This window comes from Isoptericola sp. NPDC056573, assembly GCF_042793335.1.
Lineage (GTDB): Bacteria > Actinomycetota > Actinomycetes > Actinomycetales > Cellulomonadaceae > Isoptericola.
This window is the reverse complement of record NZ_JBHTUY010000006.1, coordinates 65,003-87,828: the sequence shown is the minus strand read 5'-3', so window position 1 is coordinate 87,828 and position 22,826 is coordinate 65,003. Positions and strand designations below refer to the sequence as shown.

Below are 22,826 nucleotides of genomic sequence, written 5' to 3'. Positions count from 1 at the left end.
ATGGGACGTCGTGAGCACCGAGCCCAGCCCCGCACCGCAGTCGTCGTCGGACGACGGCGGTGCGCGTCGTCCCCAGGACCGGGAGCACGGTCGGGGTCGCGGCCGTGGTCGGAAGCGGGGGCAGGGCCGCGGGAACGCCGGGAACCGGCGCGGCCCGCAGCGCACCGGCCCGCGACGCGTGAGCCGCGAGCAGCTCGAGAAGGCCGCCGCGCTGCGCGCCGCCGTCGAGGTGCCGCCGATCGTCTACCCCGAGCAGCTGCCGGTCTCGGCGCGGCGGGAGGACATCGCCGCCGCGATCCGCGACCACCAGGTCGTGGTCGTCGCGGGCGAGACGGGGTCCGGCAAGACGACGCAGCTGCCGAAGATCCTGCTGGAGCTCGGCCGCGGCCGGAAGGGCCAGATCGGGCACACGCAGCCGCGCCGGATCGCGGCGCGCAGCGTCGCCGAGCGCGTCGCGGAGGAGCTGGCCACCCCGCTGGGCGGCGTCGTCGGCTACCAGGTGCGGTTCACCGACGAGTCCAGCGACGACACGCTGGTCAAGGTGATGACCGACGGCATCCTGCTGGCCCAGATCCAGCGGGACCCGGACCTGCTCGCGTACGACACGATCGTCATCGACGAGGCGCACGAGCGGTCGCTGAACATCGACTTCCTGCTCGGCTACCTCTCGCGGCTGCTGCCGCGCCGCCCGGACCTCAAGCTCGTCATCACGTCCGCGACGATCGACTCGGAGCGCTTCGCCGCCCACTTCTCCCCGTCGCACCTCGCCGAGGTCGGCGGGGCCCCCGAGGCCGTCGTCGACGTGCTGCCGGACGCCGCGCCCGTCGTCGAGGTCACCGGCCGCACGTACCCGGTCGAGATCCGCTGGCGCCCGCTGTCCCCGGACACGGACCCGGACCAGCCCAAGAAGGCCAAGGGCGAGGAGAAGGACCTGGTCACGGGCATCGTCGAGGCCTGCGACGAGCTGATGCGCGAGGGCCCCGGCGACATCCTCGTGTTCCTGTCCGGCGAGCGGGAGATCCACGACGCCGCGGACGCGCTCGAGGGGCACCTCAAGGACCGCGTGCGGGACGCCAAGCGCCCGGACCACGTCGAGATCCTGCCGCTGTACTCGCGGCTGTCGGCGGCGGAGCAGCACCGGGTGTTCCAGTCGCACCCCGGCCGGCGGATCGTGCTGTCGACGAACGTCGCGGAGACGTCGCTGACGGTGCCGGGCATCCACTACGTCGTCGACCCGGGCACGGCGCGCATCTCGCGCTACTCCAAGGCGACCAAGGTGCAGCGGCTGCCGATCGAGCCGATCAGCCAGGCGTCGGCGAACCAGCGGTCCGGGCGCTCGGGCCGCGTGGCCGACGGCGTCGCGATCCGCCTCTACTCGCAGGACGACTTCGAGAACCGGCCGGAGTTCACCGAGCCGGAGATCCTGCGCACGTCGCTCGCGTCCGTACTGCTGCAGATGATCTCGGTCGGCGTCGTCACGACGCCCGACGACGTGGCGAAGTTCCCGTTCGTCGAGCCCCCGGACACGCGGGCCGTGCGCGACGGCGTGCAGCTGCTGTCCGAGCTCGGCGCGCTGGAGACGACGGACGGCGCGACGCGCCTCACCGACGTCGGCCGCACGCTCGCGCAGCTCCCGATGGACCCGCGCCTGGCGCGCATGATCATCGAGGGCTCGAAGCGCGGCGTCGCGCGCGAGGTGGCGATCGTCGCGGCGCTGCTGTCCATCCAGGACCCGCGCGAGCGGCCCACGGAGTCGCGCGCGCAGGCCGACCAGCTGCACGCCCGGTTCACCGACCAGACGTCCGACTTCCTCACGGCCCTGAACCTGTGGGAGTACGTGCGCGGCCAGCAGCACGAGATGGGCTCGTCCGCGTTCCGCCGGATGTGCAAGGCCGAGTACCTCAACTTCCTGCGCATCCGCGAGTGGCAGGACGTCGTCGCGCAGCTGCGCGAGATGGCCAAGCCGCTCGGCATCGACATGTCGTTCAAGCCGCGGACGTCCGGGCCGGCCGAGCCCGTCGAGACCACCGAGACCGACTACCGCCTCACGTGGGACGACGACACCATCCACCGGTCGCTGCTGGCCGGGCTGCTCAGCCAGATCGGCATGCAGGACACGGGCGAGATCAAGGCGTCGTCGGTGGCGCACCTGCGCGGCGAGGCCCGCGCCCGCGCGCTGCGGCAGGCCGCGAAGCGCGCCCGCAACGAGTACGTCGGCGCGCGCGGCGCCCGGTTCGCGATCTTCCCCGGCTCGCCGCTGAGCAAGAAGCCGCCGGAGTGGATCATGGCCGGCGAGCTCGTGGAGACGTCGCGCCTGTGGGCGCGCGACGTCGCCCGCATCAAGCCGGAGTGGGCCGAGGAGCTCGCGGGCCCGCTCGCCAAGCGCACGTACTCCGACCCGCACTGGTCCACCAAGCAGGGCGCGGCCATGGCCACGGAGAAGGTGCTGCTGTACGGCGTGCCGATCGTCGCCGACCGGCCCGTGCTCTTCGCCAAGGTGGACCCGGAGGCGGCGCGCGAGATGTTCGTGCGGCACGCGCTCGTCGAGGGGCAGTGGACCACGCACCACAAGTTCTTCGCGGAGAACCGGCGCCTGCTCGCCGAGGCGGAGGAGCTCGAGGCGCGCTCGCGGCAGCGCGGGCTCGTCGCGTCGGAGGACGACCTGTTCGCCTTCTACGACGAGCGCGTGCCCGACGACGTCGTCAGCGCCGCCCACTTCGACCGCTGGTGGAGGACGGCGCAGCGCGAGACGCCGGACCTGCTGACCTTCACGCTCGACCAGCTCGTCGACTCGGGTGCCGTGGACACGTCCGAGTTCCCGGAGACCTGGACGCAGGGCGAGGTCACGCTGCCCCTGACCTACCAGTTCCAGCCCGGCGCGGCGGCCGACGGCGTCACCGTGCACATCCCGCTGTCGATCCTCAACCGGGTGGCCCCCGAGGGCTTCGACTGGATGGTGCCGGGCCTGCTCGACGAGCTGTGCGTCGCGACCATCAAGTCGCTGCCCAAGGCCGTGCGCGTGCAGCTCGTGCCCGCGCCGGACGTCGGCCGCGCCGTCGCCGGCTGGCTGCGGGAGAACACGCCGGCGTGGGAGGACATGACCCGCGCGGGCGACATGGCCGAGCCGTTCCACGTCGCGTTCTCGCGCGCCGTCCGCGCGCTGCGGGACGTCGTCATCCCCGACGAGGTGTGGGACGCCGAGCGCGTCGAGCGACTGCCCGCCCACCTGCGCATGACGTTCCGGGTCGAGGACGCCGCCCCCGCGCCGTCGAGGGGCGCCGCGAAGGGCAAGGGACGCGGCAAGGGACAGGGGCGACGTCCCGCCCCGGCTCCGCTCGACGAGTCCAAGGACCTGCTGTCGCTGCAGAAGCGCCTCGCGGCGCAGGCCGAGGCGGCCGTCCGCGCGGCCGTGAAGGGCGCCGTCGGGCTGGCGCTCGAGGAGGCCCGGCGCTCGGCGGGCAGCCCCGCCTCGCCGACCCCCGCGCCGACGCCGGGACGCCCCGCGCCCCGGCCTGCCGCGTCGTCCTCCGCGCCCGGCGCGAGCTCGGTCGTCCCCGAGCAGACGGACCTGACGACGTGGCCGGAGGGCCTGCCCGACGGGCGCCTGCCCGACGCGGTGTCGACGGACCTCGGGGGCGGCGTCGTCGTGCGCGGCTACCCCGCCCTGGCCGAGGAGGAGGATGCGCGACGCAAGCCGTCCGTCGCGCTGCGCGTGCTCGCCGACGCCTCGGGGCGCGACGCCGCCCACGCGCGCGGCGTCCGGCGCCTGCTGCTGACGGAGACCGCCCTGCAGACGGGGCGCGTCACGTCACGCTGGTCGTCGTCGCAGTCGCTGACGCTGGCCGCGGCGCCGTACCGGAACACGGAGTCGCTGGTCGCCGACCTCCGGCTCGCCGCCGTCACCGCGCTGACCAGCCCCGACGCGGAGAAGGCCCCCGGCACACCCACCGGTGGCCCCGTGGCGGCGCAGGTCCGTGACGCGGACGCGTACGCCGAGGCGCGCGCGTTCGTGCGCCGGCACCTGGAGGACGAGGTGCACCGGGTCGTCGGGCACGTCGTCGCCGCGCTCACCGCCTGGCGGACCGTCGAGGGCGAGGTGCGCTCGTCGTCGTCGCTCGCCCTGCTCAACACGCTGCAGGACATCCGCGAGCACGTGGCCGGGCTGGTGCACGACGGCTTCATCGCCCAGACGCCCCCGCGCCGCGTGCCGCACCTGGTGCGCTACCTGCGCGCGGCGTCGTACCGGCTGGAGAAGGCGCAGACCAACCCGGCGCGCGACGCCGAGCTCGCCTGGCGCGTGCACGACGTCACGGAGGCCTACGACAAGGCCCGTGCCGCGTACGCCGCCGGCCCCGCCGACCCGGTCCGGGCGGCGGAGCTGGCCGACGTGCGCTGGCTGATCGAGGAGCTGCGCGTCTCGCTGTTCGCCCAGCAGCTCGGCACCGACGGCGCCGTCAGCGAGAAGCGCATCCGCAAGGTGCTCAGCCCGAACGGCTGGTGACCCGGCCCCGACCCCGCGTCAGCTGCGGTAGGCCGCCCTCCCGTAGCCGCTGCGCGGCGCGGCCTCGCCCTTCGGCACGAGGAGCACCTGCACCGCCGTCGGCCGCGGGATGTACGACGACGTGCCGGACGCCGCGCCGTCGTGCGCCCAGCCCAGCCAGCCGACGCCCTGGACGTACGTGCGGTAGTAGAGGCGGTAGTGGTCCGCCATGCTCCCCGTGAGGCGCATGCGGTAGGCCGAGGTCGGCAGGCCGTAGCCGGTCGACCCGGCCGTGCGGTCGTTGCCGACGTACGGCCGCCATCCGTCGCCCTTGACCTTGGCGGAGACCTGCACGCTGCCGGAGTACCGGCCGTCGAGGTCCACCCGCACGGCGTTGAGCCGCTGGGGCGCGCTGACGCTGTCGGCGCGACCCGCCGTCGAGCCCCCGCCCATGGGTACGCGCCACACCTTGCTCGGGTGCATGAACGCCTCGACGTGCACCTGCTTCTGCGTCGTCCGCGAGTAGTACGGCGCGTTGCCCGTCCCGGACGCCGTGGGCGTCGTCCCGTGGCGCAGCACCTTGATCTGCACTCCCTCGATGCGGCTGCCGTAGCCGATCGTGCCCGACGTGCCGCCGTTCGTCGCCCAGCCCAGCCAGCCGCGCCCGGGCACGTAGACGCGGTAGAACACGTCGTAGTACGGCGAGACCGGCCCGGCCGTGTCGATGCGGATCGCCTCGAGCCGGCGCTTCCCACCGATGCTCCCGACGTAGGGCACGTTGTCGGTCTTCTGGATCTTCTGCCCCGACCACCCCTGCCCCTGGACGTAGCCGCTGATCTCGAACCACATCGCGGAGTATTCGCTGGGGCCAAAGCTCGTGGCGTAGGCCCGGGATCCCGGCGTCGCCGACAGCATCTCGACGGTGTACCCGCTGCCGGGCCAGCCCGCCGTGTCGCCGTCGCGGGTGGTCCGGTAGGTGAACCGGTGCTCCCAGTCGAACCTCGTGAACTTCACGCCGTAGTCGACGTGCATCTCGTCGCGGTCGCCCACCAGGACGGACGACGACGTCACGGAGCGCGGCGTCATGCGCGGGCCGTGCGCGGTCACCCTCACCGAGAGCCGGTGGCCCTGATCGGTCGGGACACCGAAGTAGTCCTTCGTCGTCGCGCCCTTGATCGCCTTGCCGTCGCGCAGCCACTGGTAGGTGTAGGACGCCGGAGCGGGCGAGAACCCTGACACCCGGGCCGTCAGGTCGGTGGTCACGCTGACCTTGCCGCTGTCCGAGCCGACGGAGACCTTGCCGCCGCTGAAGGGGCACGAACCAGCACACACCCGCGCCGTCGTGACGACGGGCGCGGCCCCGGCGAACTGCCGGTACTCCACCTGCAGGTCGCGGAAACCCGTCCCGAGGGCCGCCTCGTCGACCAGCACCGGCTCCGACATCGAGTCGAAGGTGGTGCGCCCGAGCTCCGCCCCCGTCGATGAGCGGACGACCGCGTCGCCCATCGGCAGCGATTGGCCGTCCCGGAGCCTGAGGTCGGCGGAGAGCCTGACGTTGACTGGGACGCGTCCGTCATCCGGCGTGGTGTCGTTCCCCACGCTGAGGGTGACAGCCGGCGCGGGTCTGACCGCGCTGCCTGCGGCGACCTGGAACCTCCGTGTCTCCCATGCCCCCCGCAGCCCGTCGGCGTCGATGCCCGCCACCACGAGGAAATGGGTCCCGGGCGCCGACGGGACGACGGGGATCTCGGCGGTACCGTCCTCGCTCGCCTCGATCTGCGTCAGCTCGGTGGGCTGGGTGCCGTCCGCGTCGGTGAAGCCGTACTCGAACGCGACGGCGTCACCTCGCACCTTCGGGACCGCCACGAACGCCCCGGGGACGCCGACGCCTCCGCTGTTCGCGGAGGTGTACACCCCGGGCTTGCCGAGCACCGGGAGGACCTCCGGCCAGTGCGGGCCGCCGTGCAGCTCGAAGGCGCAGTCGAGCGCTTCCTCGGAGAGCCCCTCGGCCGACACGCCGCGCACCCGGTACGTGTACCGCTCGCCCTCCACGATCCCGTGCGTACCGCGGACGAGACTCACGCGACCCCGACGGTCGCGCACCTCGACCTGCGTCGCGTCCATCCGGACGTCGCCGTCCTGCTCGAGCACCTCGACGCGTGCGGTCGTCACCTGGGCGTCGGCGAACGCGAACTCGAGGAGGACCGTGTCGTCGGCCTCGCCCTCGAACGTCGTGACCAGCGGCTCGGAACGGCACACCTCGCCGTTCACCGCCAGCACCGTCGGCGCAGGCGGCAACCCTGCGGGCGTCGCTGCCGTCGCTGGCCCGAGCCCGGCCGTCACGACCGCCAGGGCGCTCACGCCGACCCACAACGGTCGTAGCCTCCGGGCCGTCCGCGTCAGACGCCCGCGCGCCAGACCTCGCTGCTGCATCGTGCTCCCCGCTCCTGGCAGAACACCCGGACGGCGCCGTCCGAGGGCGAAGACGCACGCTCGCCGAGCGGGAGCATAGCGCCAGGTCAACGGCTGCTGGAAGCGTCCTGGAGAGCCGCGGTCGGCGCGGTGGTCCGGGTCGCCCGTGCCGGCTTCTCCGTCAGCAGCAGCACGCCGGTGACGACCAGCGCGAGGGCGGTCAGCCCGTGCACGGCCAGCGCGGTGACGACGGACCCGCCGGTCGTCAGGATGAGGACGGCGTCGGCCAGCGGGACCACGGCCCAGAGGGTGAGCACCCACCCGAGCGCGCGGCGCTGGCCCGTGAGCAGGAGCGCGAGCGGGACGAGCCCGGACGCGAGGTCGCGGGCGCCCTTGGTGGCGAGGAACGACGCGGCGTCGCCCTCGGGCCAGACGGCCATGCCGAACTGCGGCGCCGTGGCCGCGGGGAAGAACAGGTAGCTGATGCCGACGTAGCCGATGCCGAGGGCGAGCAGCACGGTGAGGCCGGTGGCCAGGTGCCGGCGCATCAGGCGCGCCCGCTCCGGGAGAGCGGACCGAGCACGCGGACGGCGGCGCGGGTGACGGCCGACGTGGGCCGCATGACGTCGCGATAGGCGTGCAGCACGCCGGCGAGCGGGACAAGCCCGGTCCGGCCCTCGCGCTGCAGCCGGTCCATGGCGGTGAAGAACTCCTCGACGCGGCCGGCCGGGGTGCTGAGCCAGCGCAGCACGGCCGGCTCGTCCCCCGGGTTCCACATGTGGTGGGCGGTGCCGCGCGGGACGACGAACGCCTCACCCGCGGCGTAGTCGCGCTCGTCGTCGGCGAACCCCACACGGATGCTGCCGGAGAGCACCGTGAACTCCTCGTCGTGGTGCGGGTGCACGTGCTTCGGGGGTCGCTCGCCCCGGGGCTCGTAGGTGGCCTCGACCTCGAAGCGGTCGGCGGCGGAGTCGAGCACCACCAGGGACTCGGACCCGTTGAGCGTCAGCGTCGTCGTCATTGCTCCTCCTCAAGTTACTTGCGCACGAGTGACTTGGAACGAAGCTAGACCCCAAGTAACTCGCGCGCAAGCTAAAGTGGCCGGGTGGACGACAACGACCGCATCGACGCCCTGGTCCAGCAGTGGGCCGACCAGCGCCCCGACATCGACCGCGACACGATGGCGCTCCTCGCGCGGCTGACCCGCGCGGCCGCGCTCGTGGACGCCCGGACCGAGAGCGTCGCGGCGGGCTACGGCGTGAACCGCGGCGACGGGGACGTCATGTTCGCCCTGCGCCGCGCGGGCGAGCCGTACCGCCTGTCCCCCACCAGCCTCGCCCGGGCGCTCCTCATGACCACGGGCACGATGACGGGCCGCCTCGACCGGCTGGAGAAGCGCGGCTGGATCGTGCGCGTGCCGAGCGCCCACGACCGGCGCAGCCTCGACGTCGAGCTCACCCCCGAGGGCAGGCGCCTGGTGGACGAGGCCGTCACGAAGCACGCCGCCGGACAGGCCGAGGCCGTCGCCCCGCTCACCAGCCGCGACCGCGCCGACCTCGACCGCGTCACGCGCAAGCTCGTCGCCCACCTCGCGCAGGGCTGAGGCCGCGCGACGACGTCAGCAGGCGTCGTACAGGTAGCCGTCCTCGCCGGCGGCGACGAGGTCCCGGTCGCGCAGCACGGTCAGCGGCGCGCGGTCGTCCCGCGCGCAGACGTCGTCGAACGTCAGCCCCGCGTCGTCGAGGGCGTCGGGGTACTCGACCTGCAGCACGTGGTCGCCGTAGACGTCGGCGTATGCGGCGCACTCGTCCCACGCGGCGCACTCCTCGGTGACGGCGAGGTCGAAGCCGAGGTCCTCCTTGGCGGTCCGGGTGATCTCGGCGGCGTTCTTCTGCGCGACCGCGAGCCCGGCGCCGTGCGCGAGGTCGACGTACGCGCGGGCCAACGCGTGCGCCCCCGCCTCGTCGATCTCGTCGAACCGCGTCCACGTGTCGAGGTTGTCGAGCTCGACGGCGTCGAAGCCGGCCTCCGCGCACCCCGTCACCACCGGCCCCAGCACCTCGAGGATCCCCGCGCGCTGCTCGGCCGTCGACGGGTCCAGCACGTGCTCGTCCGGCCAGTCCGGGTCGACGACGAGGTCGCCGTCGGCGTCGTGCAGCAGCAGGTCCTCGTGGCCGGCCCACAGGTCGTCCTCGCCGGGCTGCGTCTGGAAGCCGTTGACGTAGCAGACGGAGTACGCCCCGGGCAGCGGGTCGGCCGTCGCGTCACGGACGACGACGTCGATCGCCGTCGGCCGGTCCCCGGCCTCCACCTCGTCGTACGCGCCGCCGAGCTGGTAGTCGAAGGTGCCGCTCGTCGGCGGAAGCGCGACCTCCGGCGTCGTGCCGGAGGTCGCGGGCGACGACGAGGCCGCCGGCCCGGACGTGCAGGACGACGTCGCCGCGAGCGCCAGCGCGCCCGCCAGCACAGGTGTGAGCACCGCCCTCGTCCGTCGCATGCCCCGAGTATCACCTGGCTGCGGCGAGTGACGCGCGCCTACGGTCGGCCCATGCCGCTGCACGACGACGAGGTCCCCGTCACCGCCGACGACGTGCGCCGCCTGGTCGCGGCGCAGCACCCGCGGTGGGCCGCGCTGCCGGTGACGCCGGTACGGGAGTCCGGCACCGACCACCTGCTGTTCCGCCTCGGTGACGAGCTCGTGGCGCGGATGCCGAAGGTGGGATGGTCCGGGGAGCACGCGCTCGCCGACGCCCGGTGGCTGCCGCGGATCGCCCCCCACGTCCCGCTGACGGTGCCGGCGCCGCTCGCCGTCGGCGAGCCCGACGACGGGTACCCGTTCCACTGGTCCGTGGTGCCGTGGGTGCCCGGCGCGGCCGCGTCCGACCCGCTCGACCCGGACGCCGTCCCGAACCTGGACCCCGCCCGCGCCGCCGCCGACCTCGGCGCCTTCGTCACCGCGCTGCGCGCCGTCGACCCCACGGACGGGCCCGTCAAGGAGGGCACCGGCCGCGGCGTCCCGCTCGCCCGCCTGGACGACGACGTCCGCCGCGCCGCCGCCGAGGCCGGCGACCGCGTCGACGGTCCCGCCGTCCTCAAGGCGTGGGACCGCGCGCTGGAGGCCGCGTCCGCCCCCGTGCCCGGCGCGTGGCTGCACGGCGACCTCATGCCAGGCAACCTGCTCGCCGACGGCGGACGGCTCACCGCCGTCATCGACTGGGGCGCGCTCGGGGTCGGCGACCCGGCGGCGGACCTGCCGCCCGCGTGGTGGCTGTTCGCCGGCCGCGACCGTGACGCGTTCCGCGAGGCGGCCGGCGCCGGTCCCGGCGGCGACCTGGACGACGGCGCCTGGGAGCGCGGGCGCGGGTGGGTGCTGGTGCAGGGCATCATCGCCCTGCCGTACTACTGGGACCGCTGGCCCCAGTTCGCCCGGGCGTCCCAGCGGCGCGTCGCCGCGGCGGTCACGGACTGAGGCCGCGCGTCCGTCGGCTCGGCGCACGTCGTGACATCGGCGCGGCGCCGGCGCGGCGCGCGACGTCGACAGCGCGGCCGCAGGAGCCGGCGCGGGCGGACCGCGCGCGCCGGGAGGACCGGCGCCGCTCGCCTCCGGGGCTGGGCCGGCCGGGCCGGAGCGCGCTCAGGCACGGTCGTAGGTGAGCACGGCGTTGCCGCCCTCGAAGGTGATGGCGTCGGTGAGGTCGTAGGTCGTGGGCCGGAACCCCGACGAGCCGAACGCGCTCCTGCCCGCGCCCGCGACCACGGGGTACAGCTTGACGAGGAGCCGGTCGATCTCGCCGAGCAACTCCCCCGCGAGGAGCCCGCCGCCCGCGAGATAGATGTCGAGCGGCGAGTCCTCGGCCTTGAGCCGGCGCACGAGCTCCACCGGGTCGTCGCGCACGACCGTCACCGCCGGGTCGAGGTCCGGCAGCGTCGACGACACCACGTACTGGCGCAGGTGGGCGTACGGGCTGGTGACCCCGATGTCGAGGGCCGGCTGGTAGGTCCGCCGCCCCATGACGATGGTGTCGAAGGTGCGGTTCGGTTCGTCGGCCACCCCGAGCTGCCCACGGACATGGCTGGGCAGCACGTCCGGGAGGGTCTCGATCATGCGTGCGCTGTACGCGTCGGAGGAAGGGTAGAAGTCGACCTCGTCATCTGGCCCCGAGAGGAAGCCGTCGATCGAGATGGCCACGAAGTAGGTGAGTCGTCTCATGCCTCCCAGCGTCGAGTTCCGCAGGACCCGCATCAATGACGCATCCTGTCGCCATCGTTCACCGGAGACGAACGATGTGGCACGACGACACGAGAGGCCGCCGCGTGGACCTGAAGGACATCGAGATCTTCCTGACGCTCGCCGACGAGCTCCACTTCGGGCGCACCGCGGAACGCCTGCACGTGTCGCCGGCACGCGTGAGCCAGGCGATCAGCCGCCAGGAGCGGCGCATGGGCACAACCCTCTTCACGCGCACCAGCCGGCGCGTCGAGCTGACCCCGGTCGGCGCCCGCCTGCGGGACGACCTGCGCCAGGGCTACGAGCTCATCCAGTCCGGCATCGCGGCGGCGAGCCGCGCCGACACGCGGCCCGAAGGGACGCTGCGGCTCGCCTCGATGGGCATCATCGGCCACGAGCTGCGCCCCCTGGTCGACGCGTTCACGCGTCGCCACCCGGGATGCGCGGTCGAGCGGCGCGAGTTCCATTTCTCCGACCCGTTCGGGGGGTTGCGCGACGGCGCGTCCGACGCCCAGGTGACATGGGCCCCCGTGCGCGAGCCCGATGTCGTCGTGGGCCCTCGGGTGCTCACCGAGGGGCGCGTCCTCGCCGTCGCCTCGAACCACCCCCTCGCGGCCGAGGAGGGTGTGCCGGTCGAGGTGCTCGGGGACCACACGGTGCTCGACCTCGGCCCCGCGGTGCCCGGGTACTGGGAGGAGGCCATGGTCCCCCGCAGGACGCCCGCCGGCCGGGCGGTGCTCCGCGGCCCGGCCGTGCGCACGTTCCACGAGGCCCTGACCGCGGTGGCGTCGGGCGACGCCGTCACACCGCTCAACGCGCACGTGACGCGCTACTACTCGCACCCCGGGGTCGTCTACGTCCCTCTCGTCGACGTCCCCGACACCGAGTGGGTGCTCGTCTGGTTGCGCGAGCGGGAGAACGCGGAGATCCGCGCGCTCGCGGAGACGGCCCGCGAGCTCGGCTCGCGCGCCATCTGAGGCAGGCTCAGGGCCGCTCAGGGTCGAACCGGGGGACCACCCGATACCGAGCCCGGCCCGCCGCTCGTACCGTCGAAGCATGACCACACCGACCTCGACCCCCTACGTCCAGCCCTCCCCGGCACCGAGGCGCAAGCTGTTCCGACCGAAGCACGGCCGCGTGCTCGGCGGCGTCTGCGCCGGCCTCGCCGACTACCTCGGCTGGAGCCGCGGCCTCGTCCGCGTGCTCTCCGTCGCGTCGATCCTCATCCCCGGCCCGCAGGTGCTCGCCTACATCGTGCTGTGGATCCTCATGCCCGACGAGGACAAGGCCCTGCGCACGGCCTGACGCCGGACCCGTTCCCGACCCACCAGGAGGAGCCGTGGAGCTCACCCTCGAACGCGGCGACCTCACGACCGTCGCCACGGACTCGATCGTCAACGCCGCGAACTCGTCGCTGCTGGGCGGCGGCGGGGTCGACGGCGCCATCCACGCCGCCGCGGGCCCGCGCCTGCTGGAGGCGTGCCGCGAGCTGCGCCGCAGCACGCTGCCCGACGGCCTGCCGGTGGGCGACGCCGTCGCGACGCCCGGCTTCGACCTGCCCGCCGCGTGGGTGATCCACACGGTCGGCCCGAACCGGCACGCCGGCCAGACCGACCCCGCGCTGCTCGCCTCCTGCTTCACGCGGTCGCTGGACGTCGCGGCCGACCTCCGCGCCCGGACCGTCGCGTTCCCCGCCGTCGGCGCCGGCGTGTACGGCTGGTCGCCCGACGACGTCGCGCGGGCCGCGCTCGACGCCGTCCGCGCGTGGGACGACGCCAACCCGGCCGCGATCGACGAGGTCCGCTTCGTGCTCTTCAACGCGCCCGTGCTGGCGGCCTTCGAACAGGCGCTCGCGACCGCCTGACCTGCGCGAACGGTTGTCCACAGGCGGTCGTCCACAGCCTTGTGGCGGCACCTCGCGAGCGGTAGGTTCGAACATGTGTTCGAGACCGTGCCCGGCTTCCCCGACCCGTCCCCGGCGGCGCCGTCGCTCGCGATCGTATCGACGGCCATCGACGAGGTCGTGGAGCTCCAGCGGCAGGTCGACGCGCTCGAGGCACGCAGGCTCGCCGCCGTGGCGCGGGCCGGGATCGCCGCAGAGCGCGCCGAGTCGGCGCTGCTCGTGCACGACGACGTGGAGCTGGGCCGCGCCGGTGCAGGACGGCGCCGCGACCTCGCCCGGCGCGCCTTCACGGCCGACCTCGCGACGGCGCTGCGCCTCACCGAACAGGCGGCCGCCCACCTCGTCGACACGGCGCACACCCTGGCGGTGCGCGCCGGAGAGGCGGGGCACGCCACCCTCGACGGGCTCCGGCAAGGCCGCCTCTCGCTGGCCCACGCCACCGCGATCGCGGACACGCTGGCAGAGCTCCCGACCACGGAAGCACGCGCCCTGGTCGAGGCCGCCGTGCTGCCCCGCGCCACGGCCTGCACCGTGCCGCAGCTGCGCCGGCACCTGCGTCGCGCACGAGACCTCGCCCACCCCGAGCCGTTCGTCGAGCGGCATCGCCGGGCCGTGGAGTCGCGAGCCGTCTACGTCGACCCCGGTGCCGACGGCATGGCCTGGCTCACCGCTCTCCTGCCTGCGCACGCGGCCCACGCCGCCCACGACCGCCTCACCGTCGCGGGACGACGGGCGCAGGAGGCCGGAGACCCCCGCACGCTCGCGCAGCTTCGCGCGGACGCGGTCGCCGACCTGCTCCTCACGGGCACCGACGACGGCACCGACGACGGCGCCGAGGGCCAGGGCTCCGTGCCGGACCTCGCCGAGATCGCCCGCAGCATCACGCCGACCGTGCGAGTGACGGTGCCGGTGCTCTCGCTGCTGGGCGGCTCGGACGCGGCGGGCGACCTCGACGGCCACGGGCCGGTGGACGCGGCGACCGCCTCGACGCTCACGGCCGGGGCGCCGTCGCTGCGCCGGCTGCTCGTCGACCCGGTGAACGGCAGCGTGCTCACCATCGACCCCCGCACGTACACGGTCCCCGCGGCGCTGTGCGACTTCCTCCGGGCGCGCGACGGCGTCTGCCGGTTCCCGGGCTGCACCCGCGCAGCGGCGCGGTGCGACGTCGACCACGTGGTCGCATGGTCCGACGGCGGGCGCACGGTCGCGAACAACCTGGCACATCTGTGCCGGCACCATCACGTGATCAAGCATCAGTCGACGTGGCATGGCGTGCTCGGCCCGGACGGCACCCTCACTTGGACCTCGCCGACCGGGCGGGAGCACCACGACCCTCCGGCGGAACCCACCGGCCCCGACGGATCCGGTCCCTCGACACCGGGACCCAGTGCACCCCGACCCGGCGCACCCGTGCGCCCTGATGCCGCCCCGCCTGAGGCCGAAGCACCAGAGCCCTGGTCCTGAGGCGACGCCTGAGGTTCGGTGCACGGGCGCGGCGACGCGCGTCTGCCGCAATGCGCGTGCGCCGCCCGCCCGCGACCTGCCACGAGCCGTCCGTGAGCACCCCGGAGGGCACCCCCGAGACCTTCGTCCGTGTCCAGGCGACCTACCGCGGCCGACTGGGTGTCGAGGTCGGGATCTTCGTGGCCGTCGACCATCTCCGTCGTGCGGGCGTGCTCACCGACGGGGAGGTGGCGGAGCATCTCGACCTCCACGACTGGTTCCTCGAGCACCTGCAGAACCCGGACTTCTACGCCGACGGCAACACGGTCGGCGCGGTGACATGGTTCCGCACCCCGCTCCCGGTTGCCGTGCAGGACGGCGTGGACCGGCTGTGCGCGATCCTGGCTGCGCACGGCGTCGCGGTCGACGTCGTGCGCAGCGCCGACCCGGGCACGCGCGTGTACGAGGACGAGCTCCAGGTCGGCGTCGTGCCGTACGTCCGTCACGACCCGACGCCGCTGCCCGACGGCCTCGTGCAGGCGTCCACCAGCCCGGGGTCGCTGCGCGCCGTCGCGGAGTCGCCGATCCGGCACGTGCTGTTCGACGCCGACGACGTGCTGCAGGTCGTACCCGGCGGGTGGTACGCGCTGATGGAGCCGCACGCCGGGGAGCGTGCACGCGACGTCGTGCACCGGGCGTGGAAGGCCGAGCGGCCGACGCTCGCAGGCGAGGGCGACCTGCTGCTCCTGCTGGCCGAGGTGCTCACGGAGCAGGGCGTGACCGCGCCGGTCGAGCAGGTGTTCGCCGACGTCTGGTGCCGCGTCGAGACGGCGCCGCAGACGTTCGCGGTCGTCGACGCCCTGCGGCGCAACGGCTACGGCATCCACCTGGGCACCAACCAGGACCGCCACCGGGCGGCCTACCTGCGCGGGACGCTCGGCTACGACGACCTGTTCGACGTCAGTTGCTACTCCCACGACCTGGGCGTCGCGAAGCCGGACCCGGCGTTCTTCGTCGAGGCGGCACGCCGGATCGGCGCGGACCCCGCGTCGATCCTGTTCGTCGACGACCGGCCGGCGAACGTCGAGGGCGCCCGCACGGCCGGTCTCGCGGCGGTGTGCTGGACGGTCGACGACGGCATCCCTGCGCTCGTCGACCTGCTGGCCGAGCACGGCGTCGACGGCCGGGTGACTCCTTGAGTCGGCCGACCGCCGGACGCGCCCGTCAGCGCTTCGGGTAGCCCGCCTGCGGCCGGTCCTCGTCGAGCTCCTCGACGTGCTCGAACTCGGTGGGCTCGTGCCGCACGGTGCGGTTGTACAGCCAGGTGACGAACGACAGCACGATGCCGACGGCGAGCAGCCCGCCGGCGATGACGTACTGCTCCTGCTGCTCCTCGTTGCGCGCCCACGGACCCGCGAGGAAGGCACAGGTGACGGCGCCGAGCAGCGCGATCCACGTCTTGGTGCGGAAGTGCTCGTGCTGCACGGGCTTGCGGCGCAGCACCAGCAGCGCCACGTTCACCACCGCGAACACGGTGAGCAGCAGCAGCGACGTCGTGCCGCCCAGCAGGCTGATCGCGTCCGAGCCGGCCTCGGTCGCGCTGGCACGGACCACGTAGATGATGAGCCCGAACGAGATGAGCGTGGTGACGATGATCGACACCCACGGCGTCTTGCGGGTGCGGTGCACCCTGCCGAAGCTGCGCGGCAGCACGCCCTGGTGCGCCAGCCCGTACAGCAGGCGGGACGCCATGAGCATGTTGATCAGCGCGGAGTTCGCGACGGCGAACATGCCGATGAACGGGAAGATCGTGTCGAACGGCAGGCCCGGAGCCCCGGCGGCCACCACCTGGGTGAGGGCGGAGCCCTTCGAGTCGTCGGCCAGGTCGCCCACCGGCACCAGCGCGACCGCGGTGATCGCGACGAGCACGTAGATGAGCCCCGTGATGGACAGGCCCGTGAGCATGGTGCGCGGAAAGTCCTTCACGGGGTCGCGGCACTCCTCGGCCATGTTCACGGAGTCCTCGAAGCCCACCATCGCGAAGAACGCGAGCGTCGTCGCCGCCGTCACGGCGAGGAAGACGCTCTTGTCGTCGGCGCTCTCGAAGACGACCACGCGGGAGAAGTCCGCCCGCCCCTGGGTCATGCCCCACATTCCGACGAAGATGACCATGAGCAGGCCGGACAGCTCCACGAGGGTGAGCACCACGTTCGCCTTGACGCTCTCGCCGACGCCGCGGAAGTTCACCAGCGCGACGAGGGTCATGAACCCGAGCGCGATGAGCAGCAGCCCGGAGCCGCCGGGCTCGAGGCCGAGCCCGAAGCCGTCGTTGAGGAAGCCCGCGAACGCGTTCGACGCCGTCGACGCCGACGTGATGCCGGAGCACATCACCATGAACGCGATGATGAACGTGACGAAGTGGATGCCGAACGCCTTGTGCGTGTATAGCGCGGCGCCGGCGGCCTGGGGGTACTTGGTGACCAGCTCCAGGTACGAGAACGCGGTGAGGGTCGCCACCAGGAACGCGATGAGGAACGGCGCCCAGGCCGCGCCGCCCACCTCGCCGGCGACCTGCCCGGTGAGGGCGTAGACGCCGGTGCCGAGGATGTCCCCGACGATGAAGAGCAGCAGGAGCTTGCGCCCCATCACCCGCTTGAGGCCCGGTTCGGGGGCGGTGCCGCCCGCCCCGCCGCCCGCCTGGTCGATCGTCTGACTCATCGCGACCTCCTGGATCCTGCAGTGGATCGTGCTCTCGCGTGGATCGTGCTCTCGCACGGTTCGTCCGTGCCCCTCGCCTCGTCGCGCGGGCCTGGCCGTCCTTCAGTCCCCTCATGGAACCGCGCCGAGGCCTGACCTGCATGGGCGACGCGCGGGCGGGCAGGGCAGAGTTGCGCGCAACAAGGTCTCGCACGGTGCGGGTGCAGGGGGCAACCGGACTGACGAGGTGCATGCGGGTGCGACGAACGGTGGTCACGGGAGCGGGGGCGGTCACGCCCGTCGGCGGCACGGTCGAGGAGACGTGGGCGGCCCTGCGGGCCGGTGCGAACGGTGCCGGCGCGATCACGGAGGAGTGGGCCGGCACGCTGCCGGTGCGCATCGCCGCGCGGGCGGACGACTCCTTCGCCGCCGGGCTGAGCGTGCCCGAGCGCCGCGCGCGCGACCGGGTGGAGCAGCTGACGCTGGTCGCGGGCCGGGAGGCCTGGGCGTCGGCGGGGTCGCCGGACGTGGACCCCACCCGGGTCGCCGTGGCCGTCGGCACCGCGCACGGCGGCATCGCGACGACCGTCGCCATGCAGGACGTCCTCGGGACGGCCGGCTACCGCCGCGTGTCCCCGCACACCATCACGATGGCGATGGCGAACGGCCCGGCCGCCTACCTCTCCCTCGACCTGCGGGCCAAGGCCGGGGCCCGCGCCCCGGTGAGCGCGTGCGCCGCGGGGGTGGAGGCGATCGCCCAGGGCCGCGACCTGATCCGCTCGGGGGCGGCGGACGTCGTCGTGTGCGGCGGGGCGGAGGCCAGCATCGTGCCGCTGTCCCTCACCGGGTTCGGCCGGGTCCGCGCCCTGTCGACGCGCAACGACGAGCCGCTGCGCGCCTCGCGCCCGTTCGACGTCCACCGCGACGGCTTCGTCATGGGCGAGGGAGCCGTGCTCGTGGTGCTCGAGGCCGAGGAGCACGCCCGCGCGCGGGGCGCGACGGTCCTGGGGGCCGTGGACGGCGCGTCCCTCACCTCCGACGCGTTCGACATCGTCGGCGGCGACCCGGCCAACCAGGCCCGGACCATCACGCTCGCGCTGCGCGACGCCGGCCTGGAACCGGGCGACGTCGGGCTGGTGCACGCGCACGCGACGTCCACGCCGATGGGCGACGTCAACGAGGCCGCGGCCCTGCGCGCCGCGCTCGGCAGCCCGCCCGCCGTGACCGCCACGAAGGCGTCCACGGGTCACCTGCTCGGGGCGTCCGGCGCCCTGGGCGCGCTGGTCGCGCTGCTGGCGCTGCGCGACGGCGTCGTGCCGCCGACCATCAACCTCGACGACCCCGACCCGGCCGTCGACCTCGACGTCGTCACAGCGCCCCGGACGACGACGGCGCGGCACGCGCTCGTCGACGCCTTCGGCTTCGGCGGGCACAGCGCCGCGCTGGTGCTGTCGCGGGGATGAGCGCCGGAACCGGCGCCGGAACCGTCAGGAGAGGGCGGAGGCCAGGAAGCCCTCGACCGCCTCGAAGTAGGCGTCGGGCTGGTCGCGGCGCACGCAGTGGCCGGCGTCGGCGACGACGACGGTGCGCAGCAGCGGGTTGGTCGGGCCGGGCTCGTCGGGCGCCGGGCCGACGCTGTCCCGGTCGGGCAGGACCAGCAGGGTCGGCACCGTCAGCCGGGACACGAGGTCGGCCCAGCTCTCGCGACCGAGGTGCAGCCCCCGGCGCAGGTAGTCGCGCTGGACCTGCGGCTTGCATCGCGCCCAGGCCCGGGCCTCGGGCGGGCTCCACGCGCTCTCCGTGACGAGCGCGTCGAGCTCGCCCTGCGCGACACGCGCGCTCACGCCCTCGACGAACGCGAGGAACCCGGCGGCGTGCTCGGCCGGGCTGGGGCCGCCGTCCGCACGCGGCGGGTCCTCGAGCACCAGCGCGCGCACCGCCGCCGGCCGGGCGACCGCCGCGCGCAGCGCGAGCGCGCCGCCCATCGAGTGCCCCAGCAGCACGACGGGCTCCGGCTGGTCGTCGAGGACGGCGAGCACGTCGGCGAGCATCAGCTCGGCCGTGCCGCCCAGCTCGTCGTCGCGGAACCGTGGCGACGTGCCGTGGCCGCGCATGCTCGGCGCGACGATGCGCCAGTCCTGCTGCCAGCGGTGCACCAGGTCGGGGAAGTTGTCGCCCGCGTCGGTGAGGCCGTGCAGCACCACGACCGTGGGGGCGGCGGCGTCGCCGGCGGTGTGGATCGTCAGCTCTGAGGTCACGGCCCGGGAGCCTAGCGTCCCGGAGTTCACCCGAGCCCGGCGTTCCGGGGCTGCGGTCTCCTCCCTCTTCTTCGGTACGTCGACGACGATGTCCCACGGGTGACTTCCGGTCACGATTCGGGCGAAGGTTCCCCGGGTGCCTTGACACCGTGACCGCGCCGGTCGTGCGATGAGAGCGAGACCGGGGCGCAAGGACGCGCCAGGCCGGTGCCGCGCGCACCGACCCCCCACCGGCCCGAGGGCGTAGGGGTGAGGCACATGCGAGGAGCTCCCAGGACGTCGGCGGTCGCCGCGGTCGCGGCCGTGGCGGCGTTGGCGTTGGCCGCGTGCGGCAGCAACGGCGGTGAACCGGAGAGCGGCGGCAGCGGCAGCGGCGGCGCGGACGAGGTGGAGGTCTTCACCTGGTGGGCCGCCGGGTCGGAGAAGGCCGGCCTGGACGCGCTGGTCAAGGTGTTCGACGAACAGCACCCGGACGTGACGTTCGTCAACGGGGCCGTGGCCGGTGGCGCAGGGTCGCAGGCGAAGGACCTGCTGCAGACCCGCCTGCAGGCGCAGGACCCGCCGGACACCTTCCAGGCCCACGCGGGCGCGGAGCTGCAGGACTACATCGACGCCGCGCAGATCGAGCCCGTCTCCGACCTCTACGACGAGTTCGGGCTGACCGACGCCTTCCCGCCCGACCTCGTGGACCGGCTGAAGGCCGACGACGGCGAGATCTACTCGATCCCGTCGAACATCCACCGCGCCAACGTGGTGTGGACCAACCGGCAGGTGCTCACCGACGCCGGTCTCGACCCGGACGCCACCTACCCCGACCTCTCGTCGTGGATGGACGACCTGGCCAAGCTGAAGGACGCGGGCGTCACGCCGCTCGCGATCGCGCAGGCGTGGACGCAGGTGCAGCTCCTCGAGACGGTGCTGCTGTCCGACCTGGGTGCCGAAGGCTACTCCGGCCTGTGGGACGGCTCCACCGACTGGAGCGGCCCCGAGGTCAAGGCGGCGCTGGAGGACTTCGAGACGCTCATGGGCTACACGAACACCGACCGGGACGGCCTCGACTGGCCGGAGTCGCAGCAGCTCGTCATCGACGGCAAGGCCGGGTTCACCGTGATGGGCGACTGGGCTGAGGCGTCGTACGTGGAGCAGAAGCAGGAGCTCGGCACCGACTACTCGGCGTACGCCGTGCCGGGCACGGACGGCGTCTTCGACTTCCTCGCCGACTCGTTCACGCTGCCGGTGGGCGCCCCGCACCCCGGCGGGGCCAAGGCGTGGCTCGAGACGGTGGGGTCGGCCGAGGGGCAGGAGGCGTTCAACAAGGCCAAGGGCTCCATCCCGGCCCGCACCGACATCGACATGTCGACCTTCGGCGAGTACCAGCAGTCCGCCGCGGAGGCGTTCAAGAGCGACACCATCGTGTCCTCGTTGGCGCACGGTGCCGCCGTCCCGGTGGCGATCTCGACGGCCATCACGGACGCCACGAGCAAGTTCACCTCGGGGGCGTCGGACCTGGCGACGTTCCAGTCGGAGCTGGCCGCCGCGGTCGCCGGCTGAGGCGCGATGCCCGCCGCCACGCGCAGGCGGACGGGGGTGCGCCGGGTGGTCCGCCGCGCCGGCGCGCCCCTGCTCCTGCTGCTGCCCTCCCTCGTCCTGGTCGGGGTGTTCGTCTACGGCCTCATCGTGGCGAACGCGCGCCAGTCCGCGACCGACAACCACACCGCCGCCCAGGCGACGGGCCAGGCGCCGACGACGGGCGTCGGGCTGCGCAACTACCTCGACCTGCTGGCCAGCGACGAGTTCCAGCACTCGCTGACGAACCTCGTGCTCTACACCGTGGTGTTCCTGGTGGGCACGATGATCATCGGCTTCCTGTGGGCCTGGCTGCTCGACAAGCCGCTGCGGGGCGAGGGGTTCTTCCGGTCGATCTACCTGTTCCCCATGGCGGTCTCGTTCATCGCGTCGGGCGTGGTGTGGCGGTGGCTGCTCAACTCCAACCAGGGCGAGCAGGCGTCGGGCCTCAACCGGCTGTTCCAGATGATCGGGCTGGACGCGCTGCAGAACAACTGGTGGAACAACGTGTCCGTGGGCATCGTCGCCATCGCGATCCCCGCGATCTGGCAGCTCTCGGGGTACGTGATGGCGCTGTTCCTCGCGGGCTTCCGCGGCATCCCCGTCGAGCTGCGCGAGGCCGCCCGGGTGGACGGCGCGAGCGAGTGGAAGCTGTACCGGCACGTGCTGTTCCCGCAGCTGTCGCCCATCGCGCTGTCGGCGCTCATCATCATCGGCCACATGTCGCTCAAGGCGTTCGACCTCATCATGTCGATCTCCAAGCCGGCGAACTACCAGACCAAGGTGCCCGCCGTGGACATGTACGTGTTCAAGTCGGCATTCGACTACGCCAACGCGGCCGCCGTCGGCACGATCCTGCTGGTCATCGTGGCGATCGTCATCGTGCCGTACCTGGTCCACACCCACCGGCAGGACAAGCGATGACCGCCGTCGTCGAGGAGGCCGGACGCCCCATCGACCTCGGCCGCCGTGCCGCGCCGCGGGGCCGCTTCACCGTGGGCCGCACGCTGCGCTACCTGGTGCTGCTGCTCTTCGTGCTCGTGGTGCTGGTGCCGGTGTACGTGCTGCTCGTGACCAGCTTCAAGGGCCCGGGCGACGCCGCCCCGACCCGGGCGTGGAACCTGCCGCAGGTGTGGACCACGGCCAACTGGGAGACGGCGTGGTCCACGCTCTCGCCCGCCATCGCGCGCACGGTGCAGATGGTCGTGCCGGCCGCGCTGATCTCGGCCTTCCTCGGGTCGCTCAACGGGTTCGTGCTGTCGCGGTGGCGGTTCCCCGGCGCCGACCTCGTGTTCACGCTGATCCTGTTCGGCATGTTCATCCCGTACCAGGCGGTGATGATCCCGCTGAACCAGCTGGTGCTCGGGCTGGGCGTACCGAGCGGCGTCCCGGCGCTGATCCTGCTGCACGTCGTCTACGGCATCCCCATCACGACGCTGATCTTCCGCAACTACTACATGACCGTGCCGCAGGAGCTGATCGAGGCGGCGCGCGTCGACGGCGCGGGCATGCTGCGCACGTACGCGTGGATCGTGCTGCCGATCTCCGTGCCGAGCTTCGTCGTCGTGCTCATCTGGCAGTTCACGTCGGCGTGGAACGACTTCCTGTTCGCCGTGTTCTTCTCGTCCAGCCAGAACGGGCCCGTGACCCTCGCGCTGAACAACCTCGCCAACGGCGCGCTGCTGCAGGACTACGGCGTCTCCATGGCGGGCGCGCTGTTCGCCTCGCTGCCCACGCTGCTCGTGTACGTGCTGCTGGGCCGGTACTTCATGGGCGGACTGATGTCCGGGTCGGTGAAGGGCTGAACGGACCACGCGGGCCTGTGGACGACCGCGGCCG

General features: G+C 73.5%; 19 protein-coding genes. 12 read left to right on the top strand and 7 right to left on the bottom strand.

The features are described 5' to 3' along the window. The first annotated feature begins 10 nt into the window (after positions 1–10). Positions 11–4,501, top strand: a complete 4,491-nt coding sequence (gene hrpA, locus ACFQ8E_RS12355) for an ATP-dependent RNA helicase HrpA (RefSeq protein WP_430550853.1) — start codon at positions 11–13, stop codon at positions 4,499–4,501. An 18-nt stretch (positions 4,502–4,519) separates the two neighbouring features. On the opposite strand, the gene ACFQ8E_RS12350 is transcribed toward hrpA, so the two are convergent. The 3 genes from ACFQ8E_RS12350 to ACFQ8E_RS12340 form a co-directional block, all read right to left on the bottom strand. Beyond that, positions 4,520–6,841 (bottom strand): hypothetical protein, encoded by a 2,322-nt coding sequence (locus ACFQ8E_RS12350; RefSeq protein ID WP_430550852.1) that lies wholly within the window; start codon positions 6,839–6,841, stop codon positions 4,520–4,522. A 158-nt stretch (positions 6,842–6,999) separates the two neighbouring features. Continuing rightward, positions 7,000–7,440, bottom strand: coding sequence for a DUF4267 domain-containing protein (locus tag ACFQ8E_RS12345; protein ID WP_430550851.1), 441 nt, complete (start codon positions 7,438–7,440; stop codon positions 7,000–7,002). Further along, complete coding sequence (locus ACFQ8E_RS12340; protein ID WP_430550850.1) at positions 7,440–7,913, bottom strand: cupin domain-containing protein; 474 nt, start codon at positions 7,911–7,913, stop codon at positions 7,440–7,442. The genes ACFQ8E_RS12345 and ACFQ8E_RS12340 overlap by 1 nt, the downstream gene beginning before the upstream one ends. Positions 7,914–7,997: 84 nt before the next feature. On the opposite strand from ACFQ8E_RS12340, the gene ACFQ8E_RS12335 reads away from it, so the two are divergent. Further along, positions 7,998–8,495: a MarR family winged helix-turn-helix transcriptional regulator gene (locus ACFQ8E_RS12335; RefSeq protein ID WP_430550849.1), complete on the top strand. Its 498-nt coding sequence runs from the start codon at positions 7,998–8,000 to the stop codon at positions 8,493–8,495. A 15-nt stretch (positions 8,496–8,510) separates the two neighbouring features. On the opposite strand, the gene ACFQ8E_RS12330 is transcribed toward ACFQ8E_RS12335, so the two are convergent. After that, positions 8,511–9,389: an endo alpha-1,4 polygalactosaminidase gene (locus ACFQ8E_RS12330; protein WP_430550848.1), complete on the bottom strand. Its 879-nt coding sequence runs from the start codon at positions 9,387–9,389 to the stop codon at positions 8,511–8,513. A gap of 51 nt (positions 9,390–9,440) precedes the next feature. Here ACFQ8E_RS12330 and ACFQ8E_RS12325 point away from each other — a divergent pair, with 51 nt between their 5' ends. Continuing rightward, a complete protein-coding gene (locus ACFQ8E_RS12325; RefSeq protein ID WP_430550847.1) occupies positions 9,441–10,361 on the top strand; it encodes an aminoglycoside phosphotransferase family protein in 921 nt (306 codons plus the stop codon). 165 nt (positions 10,362–10,526) lie between these two features. Here the strand turns inward: ACFQ8E_RS12325 and ACFQ8E_RS12320 are convergent, their stop codons facing one another. Further along, positions 10,527–11,102, bottom strand: a complete 576-nt coding sequence (locus ACFQ8E_RS12320; protein ID WP_430550846.1) for a dihydrofolate reductase family protein — start codon at positions 11,100–11,102, stop codon at positions 10,527–10,529. Positions 11,103–11,206: 104 nt separating this feature from the next. Between ACFQ8E_RS12320 and ACFQ8E_RS12315 the strand changes: the two genes are divergently transcribed. The 5 genes from ACFQ8E_RS12315 (at position 11,207) to ACFQ8E_RS12295 (ending at position 15,665) form a co-directional block, all read left to right on the top strand. Beyond that, a complete protein-coding gene (locus ACFQ8E_RS12315; protein ID WP_430550845.1) occupies positions 11,207–12,097 on the top strand; it encodes a LysR family transcriptional regulator in 891 nt (296 codons plus the stop codon). 79 nt (positions 12,098–12,176) lie between these two features. After that, entirely contained in the window at positions 12,177–12,425 is a 249-nt protein-coding gene (locus tag ACFQ8E_RS12310) for a PspC domain-containing protein (RefSeq protein WP_430550844.1), read from the top strand. 34 nt (positions 12,426–12,459) lie between these two features. Further along, positions 12,460–12,984, top strand: a complete 525-nt coding sequence (locus tag ACFQ8E_RS12305) for an O-acetyl-ADP-ribose deacetylase (RefSeq protein WP_430550843.1) — start codon at positions 12,460–12,462, stop codon at positions 12,982–12,984. 75 nt (positions 12,985–13,059) lie between these two features. After that, on the top strand, positions 13,060–14,487 hold the full coding sequence (locus ACFQ8E_RS12300; RefSeq protein WP_430550842.1) for a DUF222 domain-containing protein: 1,428 nt from the start codon (positions 13,060–13,062) through the stop codon (positions 14,485–14,487). 92 nt (positions 14,488–14,579) lie between these two features. Next, positions 14,580–15,665: an HAD family hydrolase gene (locus tag ACFQ8E_RS12295; protein ID WP_430550841.1), complete on the top strand. Its 1,086-nt coding sequence runs from the start codon at positions 14,580–14,582 to the stop codon at positions 15,663–15,665. A 25-nt stretch (positions 15,666–15,690) separates the two neighbouring features. On the opposite strand, the gene ACFQ8E_RS12290 is transcribed toward ACFQ8E_RS12295, so the two are convergent. After that, positions 15,691–17,184 carry an APC family permease gene (locus ACFQ8E_RS12290; RefSeq protein ID WP_430550840.1) on the bottom strand — a complete coding sequence of 498 codons (1,494 nt, stop codon included), beginning with the start codon at positions 17,182–17,184 and terminating at the stop codon, positions 15,691–15,693. A 230-nt stretch (positions 17,185–17,414) separates the two neighbouring features. Here ACFQ8E_RS12290 and ACFQ8E_RS12285 point away from each other — a divergent pair, with 230 nt between their 5' ends. Beyond that, positions 17,415–18,626 carry a beta-ketoacyl-[acyl-carrier-protein] synthase family protein gene (locus ACFQ8E_RS12285; protein WP_430550839.1) on the top strand — a complete coding sequence of 404 codons (1,212 nt, stop codon included), beginning with the start codon at positions 17,415–17,417 and terminating at the stop codon, positions 18,624–18,626. A 24-nt stretch (positions 18,627–18,650) separates the two neighbouring features. Here ACFQ8E_RS12285 and ACFQ8E_RS12280 read toward each other — a convergent pair whose 3' ends face one another. Next, the gene (locus ACFQ8E_RS12280) at positions 18,651–19,421 is read right to left on the bottom strand and encodes an alpha/beta fold hydrolase (RefSeq protein ID WP_430550838.1); all 771 of its coding nucleotides are present in this window, start codon (positions 19,419–19,421) and stop codon (positions 18,651–18,653) included. Between the two features lie 258 nt (positions 19,422–19,679). Between ACFQ8E_RS12280 and ACFQ8E_RS12275 the strand changes: the two genes are divergently transcribed. The 3 genes from ACFQ8E_RS12275 to ACFQ8E_RS12265 are packed head-to-tail and all read left to right on the top strand — an operon-like array spanning position 19,680 to position 22,792. Next, the gene (locus tag ACFQ8E_RS12275; RefSeq protein WP_430550837.1) at positions 19,680–20,972 is read left to right on the top strand and encodes an ABC transporter substrate-binding protein; all 1,293 of its coding nucleotides are present in this window, start codon (positions 19,680–19,682) and stop codon (positions 20,970–20,972) included. Positions 20,973–20,978: 6 nt separating this feature from the next. Then, positions 20,979–21,911: a carbohydrate ABC transporter permease gene (locus tag ACFQ8E_RS12270; RefSeq protein ID WP_430550836.1), complete on the top strand. Its 933-nt coding sequence runs from the start codon at positions 20,979–20,981 to the stop codon at positions 21,909–21,911. Next, a complete protein-coding gene (locus ACFQ8E_RS12265; RefSeq protein WP_430550835.1) occupies positions 21,908–22,792 on the top strand; it encodes a carbohydrate ABC transporter permease in 885 nt (294 codons plus the stop codon). The genes ACFQ8E_RS12270 and ACFQ8E_RS12265 overlap by 4 nt, the downstream gene beginning before the upstream one ends. The last annotated feature ends 34 nt before the right edge of the window (positions 22,793–22,826 follow it).

Excerpts from the sequence above, each read along its gene's own strand:
- ACFQ8E_RS12330 (WP_430550848.1), bottom strand. The coding sequence starts at position 9,389 with ATGCGACGGACGAGGGCGGTGCTCACACCTGTGCTGGCGGGCGCGCTG.
- ACFQ8E_RS12320 (WP_430550846.1), bottom strand. The coding sequence starts at position 11,102 with ATGAGACGACTCACCTACTTCGTGGCCATCTCGATCGACGGCTTCCTC.
- ACFQ8E_RS12285 (WP_430550839.1), top strand. The coding sequence starts at position 17,415 with ATGCGGGTGCGACGAACGGTGGTCACGGGAGCGGGGGCGGTCACGCCC.
- ACFQ8E_RS12310 (WP_430550844.1), top strand. The coding sequence starts at position 12,177 with ATGACCACACCGACCTCGACCCCCTACGTCCAGCCCTCCCCGGCACCG.
- ACFQ8E_RS12270 (WP_430550836.1), top strand. The coding sequence starts at position 20,979 with ATGCCCGCCGCCACGCGCAGGCGGACGGGGGTGCGCCGGGTGGTCCGC.
- ACFQ8E_RS12290 (WP_430550840.1), bottom strand. The coding sequence starts at position 17,184 with ATGAGTCAGACGATCGACCAGGCGGGCGGCGGGGCGGGCGGCACCGCC.
- ACFQ8E_RS12345 (WP_430550851.1), bottom strand. The coding sequence starts at position 7,440 with ATGCGCCGGCACCTGGCCACCGGCCTCACCGTGCTGCTCGCCCTCGGC.
- ACFQ8E_RS12325 (WP_430550847.1), top strand. The coding sequence starts at position 9,441 with ATGCCGCTGCACGACGACGAGGTCCCCGTCACCGCCGACGACGTGCGC.
- ACFQ8E_RS12340 (WP_430550850.1), bottom strand. The coding sequence starts at position 7,913 with ATGACGACGACGCTGACGCTCAACGGGTCCGAGTCCCTGGTGGTGCTC.
- ACFQ8E_RS12275 (WP_430550837.1), top strand. The coding sequence starts at position 19,680 with ATGCGAGGAGCTCCCAGGACGTCGGCGGTCGCCGCGGTCGCGGCCGTG.
- ACFQ8E_RS12265 (WP_430550835.1), top strand. The coding sequence starts at position 21,908 with ATGACCGCCGTCGTCGAGGAGGCCGGACGCCCCATCGACCTCGGCCGC.